This window comes from Novipirellula galeiformis (assembly GCF_007860095.1).
In the GTDB taxonomy this organism is placed as follows: domain Bacteria; phylum Planctomycetota; class Planctomycetia; order Pirellulales; family Pirellulaceae; genus Novipirellula; species Novipirellula galeiformis.
The window spans coordinates 638,579-658,079 of sequence record NZ_SJPT01000003.1; the positions used below are offsets into that span (position 1 = coordinate 638,579).

Annotated in this window: 12 protein-coding genes; 4 read left to right on the forward strand and 8 right to left on the reverse strand. The window is 56.2% G+C overall.

Annotation, left to right across the window (positions count from 1 at the left end; genetic code table 11):
* Positions 1-70: 70 nt before the first annotated feature.
* The 4 genes from Pla52o_RS10245 (at position 71) to Pla52o_RS10260 (ending at position 8,625) form a co-directional block, all read left to right on the forward strand.
* Positions 71-2,224 (forward strand): serine/threonine-protein kinase, encoded by a 2,154-nt coding sequence (locus Pla52o_RS10245; protein WP_146594493.1) that lies wholly within the window; start codon positions 71-73, stop codon positions 2,222-2,224.
* Positions 2,225-2,241: 17 nt separating this feature from the next.
* Complete coding sequence (locus tag Pla52o_RS10250) at positions 2,242-4,335, forward strand: hypothetical protein (RefSeq protein ID WP_146594494.1); 2,094 nt, start codon at positions 2,242-2,244, stop codon at positions 4,333-4,335.
* A gap of 395 nt (positions 4,336-4,730) precedes the next feature.
* Positions 4,731-5,462, forward strand: a complete 732-nt coding sequence (gene folE, locus Pla52o_RS10255) for a GTP cyclohydrolase I FolE (RefSeq protein WP_146594495.1) — start codon at positions 4,731-4,733, stop codon at positions 5,460-5,462.
* Positions 5,463-5,658: 196 nt separating this feature from the next.
* Positions 5,659-8,625 (forward strand): anaerobic glycerol-3-phosphate dehydrogenase subunit C, encoded by a 2,967-nt coding sequence (locus Pla52o_RS10260; RefSeq protein WP_146594496.1) that lies wholly within the window; start codon positions 5,659-5,661, stop codon positions 8,623-8,625.
* A 95-nt stretch (positions 8,626-8,720) separates the two neighbouring features.
* On the opposite strand, the gene Pla52o_RS10265 is transcribed toward Pla52o_RS10260, so the two are convergent.
* The 8 genes from Pla52o_RS10265 to Pla52o_RS10300 form a co-directional block, all read right to left on the reverse strand.
* Entirely contained in the window at positions 8,721-9,938 is a 1,218-nt protein-coding gene (locus Pla52o_RS10265; protein WP_146594497.1) for a hypothetical protein, read from the reverse strand.
* Positions 9,939-10,412: 474 nt separating this feature from the next.
* A complete protein-coding gene (locus tag Pla52o_RS10270; RefSeq protein WP_146594498.1) occupies positions 10,413-10,661 on the reverse strand; it encodes a hypothetical protein in 249 nt (82 codons plus the stop codon).
* 336 nt (positions 10,662-10,997) lie between these two features.
* A complete protein-coding gene (locus tag Pla52o_RS10275; protein ID WP_146594499.1) occupies positions 10,998-11,348 on the reverse strand; it encodes a VOC family protein in 351 nt (116 codons plus the stop codon).
* Positions 11,349-11,709: 361 nt separating this feature from the next.
* Positions 11,710-13,443, reverse strand: a complete 1,734-nt coding sequence (locus tag Pla52o_RS10280) for a hypothetical protein (RefSeq protein WP_231612233.1) — start codon at positions 13,441-13,443, stop codon at positions 11,710-11,712.
* Positions 13,440-14,207: a glycosyltransferase family 2 protein gene (locus Pla52o_RS10285; RefSeq protein ID WP_146594500.1), complete on the reverse strand. Its 768-nt coding sequence runs from the start codon at positions 14,205-14,207 to the stop codon at positions 13,440-13,442. The genes Pla52o_RS10280 and Pla52o_RS10285 overlap by 4 nt, the downstream gene beginning before the upstream one ends.
* A gap of 88 nt (positions 14,208-14,295) precedes the next feature.
* Positions 14,296-15,192, reverse strand: coding sequence for a DUF547 domain-containing protein (locus tag Pla52o_RS10290; protein ID WP_197169144.1), 897 nt, complete (start codon positions 15,190-15,192; stop codon positions 14,296-14,298).
* A 49-nt stretch (positions 15,193-15,241) separates the two neighbouring features.
* A complete protein-coding gene (locus Pla52o_RS10295) occupies positions 15,242-17,608 on the reverse strand; it encodes an NAD(P)-binding domain-containing protein (RefSeq protein WP_197169145.1) in 2,367 nt (788 codons plus the stop codon).
* Positions 17,609-17,732: 124 nt separating this feature from the next.
* A complete protein-coding gene (locus Pla52o_RS10300) occupies positions 17,733-19,424 on the reverse strand; it encodes a lipase/acyltransferase domain-containing protein (RefSeq protein ID WP_146594503.1) in 1,692 nt (563 codons plus the stop codon).
* Between the last annotated feature and the right edge of the window lie 77 nt (positions 19,425-19,501).

A 19,501-nucleotide genomic window follows, 5' to 3' on the forward strand; every position in this document is an offset into this window, starting at 1 on the left:
AATCCGACCAATGTTTTCGCTACAATAGGCTCACGCCAACCTACCATCCGCTGTGGAACGTGATCCTTTGTTGTCTGAACCCCTTACTAAATCGCAATGGATCATGCGGGGAGCCAGCGTCCGCATGACGCGCCGCGGGGGCCTTTATGGGCTCACGCTGCTAGCCATCGTCGCGATGCTCTGGGTGCCGCTGAACTTTGCGGTTCGCACTTCGGTCCACGAGATGGCCCGGCAATCGTTGCGTTGGATCTTGAACGCAAACGTGGCGGCCTTTGAACGCTGGAATCAGCAACGCGAATCCGATGTCGTTGGCGCGATGGCAAACCCGAAACGGCAATCGATCGCCGAACGGATTCTAGCGAGCCAGCACAGACATCAACCCCTTTCACCCGAGCCTCTCGAGTCGGGCTCAAACCCTGCGGCGTTCACGAAACTGCTAGCGGAGGATTCGCTTCCCGACGATGTGCTGGGTTGGGCATTGATCGATGTCGATGGACGTGTGTGGTGTACGAATTTAGAGTCGTTACTTGCCGAAACGCTTCGGATTCCCAGCGATGCGTTGGACAAAACGATTTCTCGACAAACCACGATCACGCGTCCCTTTCGCGCCCCGATAGCACTGTCCAAAACGGGCCCGATGTCGCTCCCCACCCCGCCCGTGATCGCCGCGATGACACCGATCACCCAAGGTGCAAAAACGCTGGGGTGTTTTATTTATCTGATCGATCCCCATGACGAATTCAGCTCCCTTTTCTCAGCAGCCTCCGCGAACAACGTTGCGGAATCGTTCGCCATCGATCGCCGAGGGGTGATGTTGACCGATTCAGCGAACCTCCCCGTGCGGAAACGCTCGGGAGCGAGCGACGGCGAAGCCTCCGCGCCAAGCATTCTGAATTTGAAGATTCAAAACCCCGTCGCGGGGGATGGCACTGAGAATCACGGTGAGCCACCGAGGCCCTTCACGCTGCTTGCGGACCAGTTGACCCGTGGTGGAATGGGAGAAAACGTCGATGGTTACCGTAACCATTGGGGTGTCGACGTGATCGGTGCGTGGCGTTGGTTGCCTGAATATGGCGTGGGAATCGGAGTGGAAATGAGCGTCGCGGACGCTTATGCGCCCCTTGGTATACTTTCCATGATTCATTGGGCATTGGCGATCTTGATGGCAGCGGCGGTTGCAAGCTTAGTCGGTCTGCAATGGCTAGGTCCCCGACTGTCTCAGTCCCCGGGGCACCCCCTTCCCGTCCGACAACTCGGTCAATACCAACTCGGACGACTGCTCGGCGAAGGGGCGATGGGGGCGGTCTACCTTGGGTCCCACGCGATGCTCAAACGCAATGTCGCGATCAAGGTCCTCGAGAAAGAGGAGTTAACATCGACGACGGCATCTCGGTTTGCTCGCGAGGTGAGGTTGACCGCTCAACTTCGCCATCCCAACACGATCGCTATTTTTGATTACGGCCGCAGCAACGATGGAACGTTCTTCTATGTGATGGAATACATCGACGGAATCACGCTGCAACAATTGATCGATCAAGAGGGACGCCAAAACGCAGGCCGCGTGATCTCGATCTTGATTCAAATGTGTGGATCCCTTTCCGAAGCACACGATCGCGGCATCGTGCATCGTGACATCAAGCCAGCCAACATCATTCTCGCTGAAGTATCAGGCGTGGGTGATATGATTAAAGTGCTCGATTTTGGGCTCGTCAAAGAAATCGTGCATGATTCGGTGGAATTAACCCAAGTCGATTCAATCACCGGAACGCCGATGTACATGTCTCCCGAAGCGGTGCGAGACGCCTCAACGGCCGATGAACGCAGTGACGTGTACGCCGTCGGAGCGGTCGGGTATGCGTTGTTGACGGGAGTCCCCTTGTTTGAACGGGGCGGCGCGGTTGACATTTGTTTAAAACAATTAAACGAAACCCCACTTCGCCCAGCGGATCGAGTGGGCGTCCCATTCGCCGAGGACCTACAGAATGTGTTGATGTCGTGTTTGCAAAAAGACGCAAATCAACGCCCTCTTTCGATGGACCAACTCGCTGATACACTCCGTGCTTGTGAAGATCACGGACGATGGGCTCACGTCGACTCGATTCACTGGTGGAAACATTATCTTGAGCGACGCCAGGAACTCCAGGGCACGGAATCTCAGGCCCCGAGCGACAGCGATCTTTCGGACGAAACAACGAAACACCACACACGCGAATTTTCGGGGTAGGCAGACGGCGACACGACATGTTTGGTAAACACCGAAATATCGAGGATGGCTCAATCGATTGGCCCGGTTTGTTGTCGCTTTTAGAAGACGACGATCGCCGCGCGACGGTTCAGCTGATCTATCCCAGCGAAGCGCGGGAAAGCTACTTGGCGGCGGTTCGACGCTTGGATGCCGCGTTGGCAAGCGAAATTCTGGCGGCGGGACGGCAAGTCCATTCCGCATCTCAGCTGGTCAATTGGCCCGTCATCGCGATCGCCGGCATGCTCAATAGTGGCAAGACCAGTTTGGTGGCTACCTACCTGAGCGAAGCGGGTCGGGCGCGAACGCTGCGTGGGCCCAGCAACGTCCAAGGGACGCACCGATTTGTGTTATGGCTGCCTCAACAATGGCAGCAAGACTCGGAGCTGTTCAGTTTGCTGATGAGCCGAATTGGCGACGCGATCGGACGCCCTCCCGAGATGCTTGCCGAGGATCCTGACACGGCACATCAGCAATACAATAACCGCGGAGGCGACGTCAGCACGCTTGCGATTCCGCTTGTCGCGACCGACCCCGGACTCGACAAAGCGGGAGTGGGGCTACTCGACTGTCCTGACATCGTTTCGGATGAAGCGTTTGGACTTGGGTCACCCGACATTCGCCGCGATCTGCTGGGGCGTGCTGCAACGATCTGTTCCGCATTTCTAGTCGTCTCCTCCGCGGAATCCTCGCGTGACGCAACCCTCGGCGATCTGTTGCGCATCGCAGCCGACTTGATGCCTGGGGTGCCGCGGATGTTGGCGGTCAACAAAGTGCGTCCACGCCAAACCCCCGACCAAGTTTTTGAAACCTTTTCACCGCTGGCAAAAACGCATGGCATTGAAACGGTTTACGCGGCGTACGACTTTGATGTTCCCGCCAGCCGGCCGTATATCCCTATCTCGACGGAGGATGGCCTCACGTCCAAAGACGACGAGGACTTGTTTCCCGTTTTCTTTTCCGTTTCGGAGAACCCCGACGATAACCCTCCCGCGGCGATCCGCGACGACCGTTTGCTTTCCGCGTTACCAGCACGACTCGACCGAGCCAAGTTGTTTGAAAAATTTCGGGTCGCGTTGCAGTCGACACTACGCGGCACGATCTGGAATCGCGGCCTCAGTTTGATCGATCATGATGCGGAACACTCGCTCCAAGCGACCCGCAAGGCACAGGATTGCTTGATGCAAGCGGCGCTGGAATTCTTCGCCCATCGTCAAGTCGGTGGCGAGTTGGTGGAGCTCCGACTTCATCAATCCAAACGCATTATCCACCAACTCTCGGAGTCCTTTGCGGTGACCGCACCGTGGTATGCACGCTGGGGCGTGCGGATGAACGCGAAACTGCGCCGTTTTGTCGATGGTGCCGGAGAAATGGTACGTCGCTTTACCCCGACGGCGATGGCCGAGCAAACCGCCAGCGAGATCAAAGACAAATTTCGCCGCGGCGAGTACGGAAGTCTGATGACCCCCGAACGGCTGAACGCAGCGATCGATCGACATGGCGGTGCCTCAGCGCTGCCACATTGGTTCGCCGCAGAAGTGGACCCCAGTATGTCGCGGCTGACCGAAGCATCCGAGGCGGCGATCCTGAGATTCGAACGGGATGATTTCACTCAGCTCGATCCACGACGGTTGGATGAAGCAGTGCGTCAAATGTGGAGCGAAGTTCCGGTGCGCAAAAAATTGGTGGCCGGACTGACGCCGTTGGCAACCATCCTGGCGGCCTTCGGCGGCGTGTTGATGATTCCCGTTGATTTCGGCACCACGGTGATTGCCTCGGCTTCGATCCCCGAATTGTTTGCCGCATTCGGAATGGCCGCGATGGCCGCCGTGTGGGCCGGCGGTGCGAACACTCGCGACGTCGGACAACAAGCTGCCAAACAACAACTCGTCGATTTTCACGCCATTCTATGTGACACGTTTGGTATCGAGCGGATGGCCACCACCACCACGATCGAAGTCAGCCGCGTGAAAGAGACGTTGCCGATGTCGCACATCATTCGCCGCGACGCCATTGGCCCCACCCTGCTGCTGTACCAAGTCCGAGACGCGTTCCGCAAGGAACTGCAAAAGCAATTGCCACGCGGCGGGTGATGAGAAATGCCCCCCTGTTTTGTACCGCGTTCACGCAACCCGTTGTCATGAAACGCATTTTGCCGAGGGAGGCGGAACCAAAACAAACTGAAACGAAAGATCCACTTACCGTGCCATTCCCCACTTTTTAGCAGCCCCGCGGCCAATGCCCGTCGGTTTCGATCGATGACGCCGCATCATGCCTGCCTAGGTGCTTAAGTGAGCTTTAGTGTGGACGCAAACCCAAAGAAGCTTCCCTCTTCGTGCTCAAGCGGAGCGTCATTCGGCTCGCCCCCCAAAAAATCACTCTCCGCTTCAAGCTTGGCGTCCTCAGCGCCGCCCTGACACTCTGCTACGCTATGCTTTATAGGCGAGTGAAGAATCTCGCCGCCCCCCTCATTTAGCCTTTCTGGGAAATGCATCACGTGGATCCTCGTTCCTTCAAAGAACCATCCTGTACCGTACCGTTCCTCCAGAGCGACAATGGTGCGCCGTGTGGCGGCGTCAGCGATAGCGATAGCGATAGCGATAGCGATAGCGTTGAGCCCGCACTTTTTGTCGATCGAAACGCTCCCAGCCGCGATCACGTCGATCTGAAACGGATCGAAGGGGCGGTGCGGATCATTTTGGACGCGGTCGGTGAAGATCCCGATCGCGAAGGATTGCTGGAAACCCCCGCCCGTGTCGCACGGATGTACGCGGAAATGTTTGCTGGGTTGAAATCGGATCCTGGCCGTCACTTGGCAAAAGTGTTCACCGAAAATTACGATGAAATCGTCCTGGTTCGCGATATCAGCTTCTGCAGCATGTGTGAACACCACCTGTTGCCGTTCACCGGTCGAGCCCATATCGCCTATCTCCCCAGCGGTAAGGTGGTGGGACTGAGCAAACTGGCTCGAGTTGTCGAAGAGGTCGCCCGTCGCCCCCAGGTCCAAGAACGAATGACGCAAACGATTGCGGATTTGGTCGAAGACCGCTTGTCCGCCAATGGCGTCGCAGTGGTTTGCGAAGCGACTCATAGTTGCATGACGATGCGAGGCGTCCGCAAACCTGGCAGTTTGTGTTTAACCAGCGCGATGCGTGGGGCGTTCCGTGACGACCCCAAATCGAGAGCCGAGGTGTTAGGGTTGATCAATCGAGAAGCGTAGTGACGTAATCGTGATTACGTCAACGTCACCGAACGCTAACTTCGCCCAGCCACCGAGGGCAATTTTTCTCGCACGCGAGAGGAACCGCTTGCCAATCGGAGCGAGGGGAGATTCGGCTCGTGTAAGGACAAGAGCCTTGGGATGCAATTAGCAGCGAACTTTACGAACATGCTTTATCGCAATCGAAATAGGTCGCATGGATAGCGAACGTCAACGAATTCAAGATGATCTGCGCGGCGTCGTGCGAGGCGAAGTCTTGTGCGATGACATCTCGTGTCAATTGTACGCGACCGATGCGAGCATCTATCAAATGCTCCCCCTGGGCGTCGTCCGGCCTCGAACCGCAGCCGATGTCATTGCCACGGTGCAATACGGCGCCGAACATGACTTGTCGATTCACCCTCGCGGCAGTGCGAGTGGTGTCTCAGGCGAGTCGCTCGGCAGCGGGTTGGTGCTCGACTTTTCGCGATTCATGCGGCGGGTCACAATTGATCGCAACGGCGCTACCGTCAATGTGCAATGCGGTGCTGTGTTAGCGGAAGTCAACGCCGCACTCGCCCCCTATGGTCGCACCTACGGTCCCGACCCGGCAACTCGTAGCATCACGACGATGGGAAGTGTGTTGTCGACCAATGCTTCGGGCAGCCATTACCTGCGCAGTGGCTCGGCTCGCGATACGATCGAGTCGATGCGAGTCGTGACGGTGGACGGGAAATTATTAACGTTTTCCAAGCATCACCCTGACGAGCAAACGCCCCAAGGGCGTTTGGCCCGCGGCATCGTCGAAATTGAAAGTCAGTTTCGGACACTGATCGCGGCCCGCAAGTCCGCGCCGAACTCGCGTGGCGGCTATCGCTTTGACGGGGTGATTGACTCCGAGGGCCGCGTGGATCTCGCTAAGTTCATGGTCGGAACCCAAGGCACGCTGGGGATCATCGTCGATGCGGTACTACGTACCGAAGCCATTCCCACCCACCGCGGCGTCGCTTTGCTGTTTTATCGTCGCCTCGATTCAGCGGTGCGATGTGCCCGTCGCGCACTCGAACATGGTCTGGTCGCCTGCGATTTAATGGACCGCCGATTGTTGCAAATCGCTCGCGAAACGGATCCACGATTTGCCGACCTGCTGCCACGTGAAGCCGAAGCGATGCTGTTGGTAGAGATCCAAGGCGAATCGCTGGGCGATCTTTACGACCGCTTGGCCATCATCCGACAAGAGTGCGCCAAAGGTCCCGATGCAGCCTTCGCCGCCGTTGACACGGTCCGGGACTCCGAACGCGATCTGTACTGGACGCTCTCGCGACGGGTCGTGCCCCGCTTGTATCGCTTTAAAGGAAGCGATGCCCCGCAACCCTTCACCGAAGACATTGCGGTTCCGGCGGACCGCTTGCCTGCCGCCCTGTTGGACATCCAAGACACGTTGAAGCGAAATCACGCTACCGCAACCGTGTTCGCCCACGCCGGCCATGGGCATCTCCACGTTCGTCCTTTCCTAAACCTTGCCAAACAAGTCGACCGAGACAAGCTAAACGACCTTTCCAACCAGATTGCCGAAGTGGTTTGGAAGCATGGCGGCGAAGTCAGCGTTGAACATGCGGCCGGTTTCAGCCGCTCGCATCTGTTGCCGCGCCAGTACGGCCAACTGTGGCAAGCGATGGGGCAGATCAAACGGCTTTTTGATTCCTGCCATCGCCTCAACCCCGGCAAGCTGTTTGGAGCCGTGCTGCAGAAACCGAACGAGAATTTGCGACCATTTGATAAGACCATCGAAGTCAGCCGAGGCAATCGAACCTTAATCGAAGCCGAACAATCGCTCGCCAATGAATCCGATCCAGCCCGCAAACCGCTTGCCCAATTAGAAGTCTTTCAAAATTGGCCGCCCGGTGCCTCCGTGGACCAAGTCACCCGCCAATGCAATGGTTGCGGGCGGTGCCGAACGAATTCTGCGGTCGAACGCCAATGCCCAATGTTCCGAGCAACGCATAGCGAGGAGGCGTCGCCGCGAGCCAAAGCCAACTTGCTGCGCGGCGTGCTGAGTGGCCAATTGAAAGTCGAAAACCTAGCCGACGATCGTGCCAAGGAGGTTGCAGACCTGTGTTTCAATTGCCACCAATGCCGAGTCGAATGCCCTGCGGGGGTCGACATTCCCAAAATCGTGGGTGAATTGAAGGCGCAATACGTTACCACCAATGGACTCCCCCTTTCCGATCTGCTGCTCGGCCGGATCGATACGATCGCCGCAATCGCATCGCGATTCCCTTGGCTCGCCAATCCTTTGATTCGAGGACGCTTTTCACGCTGGCTTGCCGAGCGTTTGTTCGGCTTGTCCGCAGCCCGCGACCTGCCGCTGATCGCCAGCGAAACCTTCATGCGTTATGCCGCAAAACGACGCTGGACCAAACTAAATCCCCACGGCGGTTTGAAGGTCGCCTACTTTGTCGACCACTATGCCAATTATCACGATCCCGAGATTGGCCGTGGGCTCGCCGAAATCCTGCAACACAACGGGATCGGACTCTATGTGCCCCCAGGCCAAGTCGCTAGCGGAATGGCACGGATTTCCGCCGGTGACATCAAAGGAGCTCGTCGCGTCGCACGACACAACCTACGAGTGCTCGCCGAAGCGGTACGGCAAGGCTACACGATCATCGCCACCGAACCCGCAGCCGTGCTTTGTCTGAAGCACGAATACCCAAATTTGATGGATGATCAAGATGCACACCTGGTTGCCGAAAACTCCTTCGAAGCCTGCCAATTCTTGTGGAATCTGCACCAGGAAAATCGCTTATCACTCGACCTCGACTCAATGGAAGCCGACCTTGCTTACCATCAACCTTGCCATCTACGTGTGCTAGATCCCGATGGCGCAGGCCCCAAGTTGATGAGCTTGATTCCTAGGTTTGATGTCGAACAGATTGAAGCCGGTTGCACCGGCATGGCCGGAACGTGGGGCTTGCAACGCAAGAACTATCGCAACAGTTTGCGGGTGGGTTGGCCATTGATCTCCGCGATGCGATCGGCAGGCGGGAAAACCGCCGTCACCGAATGTAGCGCCTGCAAGATGCAAATCGAGCATGGCGCAGGTCGCAAGACGCTGCACCCAATCAAGCTGTTTGCCTACGCCTACGGTCGAATGCCGAAGCTCGCGAAAGAACTTCGCTAACAAGGCGACGCCGCCACTGGCGCCGCTAAACCATCAAGACCAACGTGATGGCGTCCGGGTTGGTGATCCGGCAATCGTTCAAACGGCGATCCAACTCAATCCACCGGTGGCGCGGAAACCTCTTGCTCCACCGCCTCGAAAATTGCGATCTGGCCATCGTTACGTTTGCCTCGGGCGTTTTCACCTCCGTTGGGCCACGACAACACAACCCCGTAGAGCTTGCCGTCCTTTTCGACCGGACAGAATCCGTGCATGTGGTGCATAAACTCCAGCTCGTCGTAGGTCGCCGGTATCAGCGAACCGGATGGCTTGCCACCTTCCATCATCAGCACCGGTGCCAACCCGTTGGTCATCGACAACGGATTGAGCAGTGGCAAAAACATGCTCGCCCCCTGATGCGAGATGTTGCACGGGTTCGAGCCGTTGGGCAATTCGACGAAATACGCTTGGCTTGCCCCAGGCATCTGAATTTGTGCCCCGTTGGCAGTGAATGCAAAAATGCGTCCGTGAGCACGAGAGGCGACTTCCACAATCTCCTGTCCCCCCTCCGTCGCAACTTGAACCCCGTGTGCGGTACTGAACGGGCCACCTTTCGTTTCCTTTCCGCCCCAAGCCGGACCACCCCATTGCCAGCGGCCGTCGCGAAACTCTGCTGACAACGCATAATCGCCGGGGGCATAGCCGATCACCACGACCAATCGTTTTGCCTTAGGCAGATACACGACATCACAGGGTGTGAATTTTCCACCCGCGGTGAAATAAGCGTTGACCGTTGGATTGTCAAACTCATTGCCCTTGGGGGTGCCCAATTTTGCGACGACGTTGCCGCGTTGCGAAACGACGATTTCGCCTGTGTTGGTCGACGCGAACGCCCAGTACGATTTGCCATCCATCACGAAACAGTCGGCTCCATGAGCGTTCATGCCACCTGCGAAAACCGGATCTTGTCCCTCGACGAGTTTCCATTCTTTCAATTCGGAATCCAACGTCACCAGTCCATATTTGGCGACAACGGTCACGATCTCGTTGGTAGTTCGATCGTGATCCGCGTTATTGTGCAACCCTCCCTTTGCCGCTGCGATCATTGCGTCGGACTGCTTCCCCAAGTCGGCGCGATGCTTCCAGGAAAACGTCTTGCCATTCGCCTCGAATGAGTTTGCTGCGGTGGCAAGATCGCCCCCTGCGACAGCATGCTTCGTGGACGAAGGGTGATCGTGACCTTCGTGGGCAAGCCCATCGAAGGCAATCCCAGCAACACATGCAAGGATGACGCAAAAAACAAGTCGGGAAAAATGCACGATAGTTAACTTCATTGAAAATGGATTGGGACAGGTGAAACCGCATTGTTTGCGATTTCAGTTGAAGATTCAACCTTGGGCTGCAACCGGCCACGAGCGGCGAAGGGCGAAACGCCTCCGATCGCCACCCAGAGGCCCCATTCGCCAACCAAAGGCCCCGATCGCCAACCAAAGGCCCCGATCGCCAACCAAAGGAAAGAACGGCCCAGGTCAAGCGAGATCCAAAGGAGCAACAAACCAACCGAGACGTTCGCGGCGTAACCCGCGATCACTTGTCATTTACCGCCCCCAAAGTCATTCCCGATGCAATGAGCCCATTGCCAAACCAGTGAGGCAACCGACGACTTGCACGAAACGTTTTGTGTCATCGTGTTGGAGAAACGATCCGCCGGCAATGAAGCGAATGACTCAAAATCCCCAAACATTTCATCAACAACAACCTGCGTCGGCGAAACATGGAAGACGATCGCGCAGCAACGTTGCGGCAATTCAGTGCTGGGCGGCGCTGGATGCGATGTGATCTCCGACCCACAGCGGAAGCAATACCGTTGTAATCGCTGGGTTGCCAATGGAAGCGTTGAGAAACGGAAAGAGGAACATCACTCGTTTTTCCGCGACGTGATGAAAGTCAGACCATGGTATTAGGATCGGTGGATGGCCCACACGAAACGGAAGCATCACCGACAAACGCAAACCACTATCCGACACTCCAATCGTCAGACAGGAACTGTAGTTCACAATGCCAATCTTACCAGAACACATGGAACGCGCATCACCGGACGGTCTCGCATCGTCCTCATAGACCTCTGCCAGTCGTGCCCAACCACCAATGTGGGACAGCAACCGGCAGACAACGCACCACATGATTGGGAACACCAAGAGAAATGCGAACGGAATAAACTTCTCCATGCACTCGATCGCCCAACGGGAACTTTTGCCGGCGCCGATTCTGATCGAAGCGGAAAACGTGGCACGCCAAACATTGTACCACCGGATTCCCCATGGCCAAGGAAGGTCAGCGTCCGCGGCCTCGCGGCAAACGCATGTTAGCGGACGCAGATCCCAAAACGACGGCTAAAGGTGAATCATAACGTTGACGAGGCGATCGAAAGGATCACGTACATAGAAACGCCGCACACCCCACGGTTCGTCCACGGGACCGTATTCGATCGCGAACTTGCTGGCGATGCACTTTCGGTAGACTTCGTCGAAGTTGTCCACTTCGATAGAAACGTCGGGAACCGCAGTGCCCGAACCGCCCTCCGAAGCGACGCTTAATTGCGGAGTCGTTGCTGTGTTACTGCCAAAGGTCTGGATCCAGCCGTGATCCATCAAAAGGTCGAGTCCGAGAATATCGCAATAGAACCGTGAAGCGAGAGCGACGTCGTCGGCAGCGATGTTAAAGACGATCCGTTTCACCGTCATCGTGGCACCTCGTCTCGACACAACACCTCGTCTCGGTACCATTCATCGGAGATCAACACGTTAGCGTCCCTCAATGGAAAGTTTTGCCGCGGCCGAGTTTGCTTCGACGAGCGACGTCGAATAACGTACCGCTAATGATACGCCAGCGCCCGTGAATTACAAACGCAAGCGTGCCCGCAGGTCTTTTACGGCAAAACCATGTTAGGCAAACGAACTTGTAGTCATTCACACGAGCGTAATGCATTGATTATGCGTCGTTTCATTTTAGTGGTTGGCACCATTTCCTTCCAATTTCTTCGTAGCTGGCGCCCCCAGACAGTCGACTTTCCCACACTCTGGCGAATTTCTTGACAAGACGACATCACACCGTCCGGCCTTCATACTGCGGCATGTCGAGCCATTTCGACGTTTGCTTCCGCGATACGAAACCTACGGTTAGTAGCACAAACCAAGGAGCAAACTCGATCCACGTTACGACGAAGTCGTAGAACGCAGCTCCTGTATACGGTGTTCCAAGTACCGCCGATTCGGCAAAATGGTAACTCAACCAAAACCGCAAATAGTAAACAAGAACGAGCCCGCTAACGGCTAACCATACGCGGCTTCGTGCAAATGGCAGCAGGGGTAACGCCCACGTCCAATACCACGGATTCTGGGTCGGGCAAAGCAACCAGAACCATGCAAGCGTAAGAAACACGCCTTCACAGAATCGCGAAATGTCGTCCGACGCGGTCCGCCAAGCGATGACCATTGCGACAATGATAAAAAGGGCCGCGGTCAGCGCTCGTGCAACGAAGAACGGAACCTCCGGCGCAGCGATGTCGAACTGGGAGGAAACCAAATTCACGACCGCCTGTCTCCCGGACTCGGGCACGACGGTGAACCAAGCGATTTCATGCGCACCACGACCGGCCGTCGGCTTTAGATTCTCGATCACGAGCAGGAAGAGGTAGTCGTTCATCTCCCACCGTCTCAGAAACGTCACGACACCTCGACTCGGATCACTGTGTAGTTGTTTTCCGGGACTTGCCTTCTCTCCAACAAACATCGACGACAGCAGGACGACCGTTGAGACCGCAAAGACCGTCGTGGGCACCAACACAATTCGCCAACCGCATGTTTTTGCGATGACAAATAAGAACAGCGGGGCAAGAACCACTGGATACAACTTTGCACCAACGGCTAACGCGAGCACGACGCCGATGAGTCCCAGGTAAATAAGTCGGGCAAGCTTCCAATTCGCCGTTTTCTCTTCATCGCAGCTTGGTAGCCTATGCCAGAGAAGAAACCGCACAACGAAATAGACGGCAAGTGTTGTCACGAACACGGCCACGGCATCCAAATGCCCGCTGTTGGCCACTTCTTTCATCAGCAACGGGCACCACGCGTAAATCACGCAAAGACTCGCCGGCTTCTTGCACAAACGAAGCAACGCAATCACCACGAACAACGTGGCAATATCAAAGCCGATGAACCAAGCCTTCATAATGAACAGCCGCGTCAGCAACGATGCCTCCCCAGGGGTGGTCAGGCTAGCGGCCGCGAAGACCGCTTGGCTGGTCGGCGGATAGATTGTCGGCAAATCGGGGAAATGCACTCGTCTGAGAATCTCCGCGAGCGCTGGATGGTGATCACGCAGCGCGACAAGGCGTTCCAAACTTGCATCCCCCGTCGTCGCCAGATCGGCTGAGCTGACTTGTTCGGGACTGAATCGGAATGGACTCACGCCAGCCGTCGAAACCGTTCCATCCCAAAGGTAGCGATAGATGTCGACTTCTTGGATTGGCAGCGAGAACAACATCACGACACGAAACACGATCGCCGTCGCAATCAGCAACTTCAACGTCGGTCGGCTCTCAGGCGCCCGCCAGGCAATTCGGATCGCAACCAGATACGCTGCGAAGGCGACCGCAAACAGGCATAACACGCCGATGATCGGACGATCCGTCGCCACGCTGCCAAAGTCAAACCGCCAACTGAGCAGCGATATTGATCCATACAGGCACGTCGACAGTACAGCGAGAATTGTCAGCGCACCGACGCTCGCTTTGGAGCCCGACTGACGACTGAGCACTCCCATCGATTCGCCTGTCACGCTTCCACTCGCCGGTGCACCCGTAGCGAGCTCGGCTGAGTCTTTCGGCTTCGCATTCCGTATCGAGCAATCGTGTAGAGAATCTTGTATCCCGCTTTGAAGCTTCCGCTAAGCGTCCCACTGATCTTGCTGGTTCCAATGCGATTGCGGTAGGGCACGGGAATCTCTAAATGGCGGAGCCCCGCGCGGGCGGCTTTGATTTGCATTTCAATCGTCCATCCGAAATTCTCGTCCTCCATTCCCAGCGTGCAAAGCTTGGCGTAGTCGATGGCACGGAACGGACCAAGGTCGGTGTATCGCACACCAAACAAGATTCTCATCAAGAAACAGGCTAGTTTGTTGCCATACACGCTCTGCGGTGGCATCGCCCCCGGTTCACGCTCGCCGAGCAATCGCGATCCTAAAACAAAGTCGGCTTCACCTGATTGGATCGGTGCAATCAATTCAGGCAGCATGTCGGCGTGGTCGCTGAAGTCTGCATCCACGAAAACAACGATTTGCGGCGGTGCCTCGCCATGCTCGATCTTCGCTGCAATTGCCGCGAGTCCACGAAGGCATGCCGAACCGTATCCCTTCTGGGCCTCGTGGACGACGATCGCGCCGCCTTCGAGTGCAACTTCGGCGGTGGCATCGGTCGAGCCGTTGTCCGCAACAATCACGTAGCCAACCGCAGGCAAGTCTGCCAGCACTAAGGGCAACGAACGTTCCTCGTTGAGCGCCGGAATGACGACTGCGACGCTTGCCAGGTTCGTATTAGGTTGCATTGGTTGTCGTTTTCATAAAATTTGGGTTCCTAACTCAAATGTAACCGGCCACGTTTTTTGAGAACGTGAGCTGTCTCACAGAAGTCAACTATTGGTTCGGAATCGTGCCCGATCCAAATTCGGCTTTTTTTGCTGGCGTGGCTGACACAGCGGTTGGAGCTTGCGAATTCAACGACCAGTCGTAGTCGAAGAAGGCAACCTGTGTTTCACCCCGATTTGCTCGCTCGATGGCCTGCTTCAATTCGGCATCCTGCACTCGTTCGGCCAACCACGGCAAGTATCCTCCCACGTGATCCCAATCCTCTCCATACCAATTCAAAATCGGGCTGAGCCGCAACGTCGCATCGGACGGTTCAAAGTCGACATACAGCGAGCTATTTGCGAATTGAATGCTCTGGTCTTGCAACTGAGCACCAAGCCGGCGGCCGATATACGCTTCGGCGCGAATCGCTGGGCAACTTTTCGCGGCGCACACCAAAGCGACGTGGACGCGTGGTTCGCGGAAACGTTTGCGGATGAGTTCGTGTTCGAGGTGATTTAGACTGATCGTTTGGCCACGCAGAATATGTTCCTTGATGTCAAAGAATTCGTTGTCATCGACTTGAAAGTCCATCACCGAACCGCGAATTTTATGGGTAATCACGCCGTTGATGACAAACGCGTTGTAGGCGTTACAGAACAAGGCCAATTGGTCTGCCGCCGTGGTTAGCTTTTCCGGTTCGGCTTCGGAAAGCTGTCGCAAGTAGGTGCGGAACAAATGGTCCCGGGCCATGCCGTCATAGTCGACCAACCCATTTTCAACGTACGATTTCAACAAGTAATCCCACAACGCGTGGTCGACTCCCGATGCATCAGGATGCGGCGTGGGCTTGGTCGTCAATTGCACCTCGTGGAACGCTTTGGCTGCGACGACGATCGGTACGGAAAACGAGACGATCGCCAACCAGAAAAAGGGGCCGTAATAAGAAGATTTGCTATGTGTCATTGGTAGGTCGCGGTAGTGAGGTTGTTTGATCGAAATGTAGCCTAGGCTTCTAGCTCGGGTTCCCAGACTGGATGCCGGGGCGACGAACAACAGGCAAGTCGCCAAGATGCAAAATCTCCATCGGGCAGCGGACGATACATTCATTGCAGCCGACACAGGGCGAATCGTTCAAAGTGATCGGTTCGCCTTTCAACGCACTCGATTTGATGTCGATGCCCATCTGGCAGTATTGGTTACAGACGTTGCAGTCGATGCACTTGCCTTTCTCGGGAGTGATCTTGAACTGCGACCAACGTCCCCAAAAGTTCATCCAAAACGCCAACGGGCACCACATCCGGCACCACACTCGCTGTCCTAAGAACGGATAGAGCCCAATGGCGACCGCGCCGGCCAACGCCGTTCCAACCCACAAGTTGTATTGGCCTAGCGGTCCTTCGAATCCGTACAGATCAGCGATGGTTGCCACCGTTGCGAGCGCAACAAAGACGAACCCCATCCGCTCCATTTTGCGTGGCGTATCGCCCTTCGGCCCGCGATGGCGAAACCCATTGCCGACCGTTTCCGCGAGCGCGCCGCACGAGCAAATGTACGAACAATAAATCTTTCCCCAGCGAATCGTTACCAGTGGAATCACGATGAAGGTCAGCACAGCAGCCCACACCACGCCCACGACCGCGACCGTATGCCACCAAGCGGGATCGCCGGGGCCGACCGCGGGATCCACCTTGAAAGCGGCCATGTTCAACGGCCACGCATTGAGCGATCGCGTCAGCAGCGGTGTCCACGGGTTGCGACCAATGAATACGGCTAAAAAGGTTGGAATCCCCCACCACAGTGTCCATTGCGTCGCGATGATCGTTAGGTTCCGGCGCCATATCAATCGATGATTTGCCTTGATGGCCCAGTACAAACCGAAGCCAGCGATCGCGGAAAAGTAGATCAGATAATAGAGTCCATACGCATTGCTGAAGTATTTCGGGACAACGTTGTACAGCCAAGTAAAGCCTGGCACGAAATAGGGCCCATCGCCTGCTGCAGATGGATCGAGTGTCAGTACGCTCGGCGCAACAAGCGATCCTGCATACAGCCCCCCCCCCAGGATCAACAGCAAGGTGGAGTGCGGTAGGTTGAACAACGCCGAGTGCCCACGCGCTTGCATATTTCCATTGATCAACTTCAGCGCCAGTAGACAGAGCCAAGCGATCGGCAGAACGGTTCCCACTAGGAACGCGGCGAATCCTAGTTGGGTCGACCCTGCGAGCGACTCCAATCCCCGCAGCAACAGCTTGCCCTCGCCCGCCGCCGCGGGGTGAAAGACAAAGTTCTTGGAGTAGAAATAGACGAAAACGCCGACGAGCAATCCGACGACGGAAAATGCGAGTCGCTTGGCGGTCCAAACGCCGTCCAGTTCCAGCCCCATGTCCATCAGGAAATCAACGGGCGGAAGTGTTCCAATTTGTACGATCACATGATCGTTTGCCACCGTGTGCGTTTGCCCATCGACGTCGATGTCAACCTCGTCGTCACGAATCGCTTTGAGATTACTGCGGTAGAGGATATTGAGTCGACCGTCGCGTTCGGCCTGTTCAATCAACAAACGGTTTTCTTCTTTGGCGCGAAACAGGTCGTCACCGCGATAAGAAAGGGTGACGCGATTGTGTGGCATCAACAGCAGTGCTGCTTCGATCGCCGAGTTCCCTCCGCCGACGACCATGATGTTAGCGTCGTGGTAATCTTCGGGAGTGTGAAGTCGGTAGGTAACCTTTTGAGCGTTGTCGGCACCGGGGCACTCAAGAAGCCGTGCCTGTCCTTGTCGGCCCACTGCGACCAGCACTTGCTGTGTCGGGAACGATTTGCCCGATTTCGTCTCGACCTCGAACCGCCGCTCGCCAACTTTTCGCACGCGGTCAACTTCCGTGTCTTCCTTGATGTGCAACTTTTTCTCGTCAACCAAGCGATTGACGCGAGTGAGAAACTCGTCTTTGTCCAAATCTTCGTCGAACTCGAGCTTGCTTTCGTTGCGCACGAACTGTGGCTCGGCATAGACCTTTTTGCCGGGCGGGAAGCTGCGGACCGTACTGGCAACTTTGTTGCGTTCGAGAACGACGTACTTGAGTCCCCGCTCGTGTGCTTCCATCGCGGCGGACAATCCCGCAGGCCCCGCACCGATGATGACAAGGTCAAGTCGACCATCATCCGACGCGGAATTTTGGTCGAACCTCATCTTCGCGATGACGCTGGCACCCTGGTTCGCGGCCACCTTGACCAGCGGCAATCCCGTGACATCGCCAATCACGTAGATGCCCTTCACGCTGGACTCGTAACGGCCGTTGACGATCGGCAGGATTTCCTGCGGCGGGACCGTCGCAAAATAGGTCGTCTTCTTGCGGTCCGACTTGAGTGCGTTCACAGACATCGTACCTCCTTGTACGGATTGAGATTGATTCGCCGGAATTTGAACGTAGCCTAGGCTTCCAGCCTGCGTTTCGCGGGACTCCCACGCTGGAAGCCTAGGCTGCGGTTTTGCAGCAGTGAAATGATTATGGAATCCATTCCAATGGCTGTCTGTGAAGTGGCTCACCGACGGACGACGGAGAGTGACGTGGCGACTGAAGTAACAACGCCAACACATTATCCGTGAACACGGGATCCGCGGTTAGTTTGCGGTGGCTGGTGTGCAGGAACATGACGCTGGTCCAATGGATGGGTGAAGCGGGGCGTGTTGACACGGCCTCGACGGGCTGTTCGCTCATCAGGGCGCTGTGTCGCGTGGTTGTGTCATCACCGGGCACACTTTTAGCGACTTCCAACTTGCCGGTTTCAGTGTCGACGGACATCACGGCCGGGGTTTCAATTGCGTCGCCAGCGTAGAGATGCAACGTGACTCCCGGTGGCGGCGCCGCCGGAATGTCGAGTGCTTGATGCAATTGCTTGGCTTTGAGCAAGCACTTGCGTTGATGGTCCAACGCAATGCACTCACGTGATTCGCGATCCGCAACCTCCGGCAACAGTTCTTGCAAAACGGCGTCTTGCTGCGGATCGGACAATCCCCATTTCATTTGTCGCCACAACTCGGGATCGTAAAAATCATAGGCTTGATCTGGATCCTGAGCATCGACGAGCGTCTGATGACGCGGACGCGGCAGCATCTGGTAGAGCGACGGCATCGTCCCCAATGCGGCCGGTGGATAGTAGGGAAGTATCCGTGAGAGCTGATGCCCATTGACCAAGTCTCGCAGCGCAAATGCCGATCCGGCATTCGGTGTTCCTATCATGACCAATCGTTCGACGTTACTCGCGCCCCGCCAGTCCAACACAGGCAAGGAACCGTCTTCGGGCAACGGCTGAGAACCATATCGCAAGTAATAGCGTGAGAGCAGGCCGCCGAGGGAATGAGCGACAATGTCGAATTTGATCTCTGCATCGATGATGCCGTAGCGGCTTTCATACTCGGCTCGAATGTACTCACGCTTTTCGCCAATGAATTTATCCAACAACGCGGCGTTCTCCGCGACGTCACGCCGCCAATCGTAGTCGAACTGGAAACAAGTGAAGTGTTCGTCCCCGTAATTGAATTCATCCGCTTTCGGGTGCGAAGGATCGCGATACCCACCCACGCCGAGGGTTTGAAGTATCTGGTTGTAGGCTTGCAGCTCGACCGGGATCCCGAACACACTCAATTCCAAGTAAGCCAGTGTTCCATCGCTGCGAACGCTGTCTCGTAATTGCGATAGCGGAACACCTTGCCCCATTGGCAGCGATACCACGGCAAGGTCGTCCGATTGCTGACGTCCAAAACGAATTCGGTCGTACTTCCCCCAGACGGTTTTGCCGGTCTCATCATCGACCAGCCGCGAACCCAACACTCCCGGGATCACGATCACTGGATTGCGTTCATAGTCGGGCCGCTGTGCCAGCGGGTTGTAGATCGCAGCGAGCGAAGTATTGGGTCGTTGCGTCGCACAACCTGAGGCAAACACAACCAAAACGAACGCGGGCAAAGCGAACGCGGGCAAAGCGAACGCGGGCAACAAGAGCTTGTACGCACGAATGGAATACTGAACAGCCATCATCACATAGAGGCCGCTATTAACCGCCATTCGGATCAACCGATGAGATTCGGTTGCATTGGTAACGACCAAATGCAACGGGTCGCGAGCGAACCAAGCAGTGATGGCGGTCACTACCCAGGCAGCGTGAACGGCATTGTCTTTCGTGCGGATGTAAATCATCGAGGTCGTCCATGACCGATTAAAAGAGACGGTAGCCAAGGCTTCCAGCCTGGGTTTCACGGGGTTCCCAGGCTAGA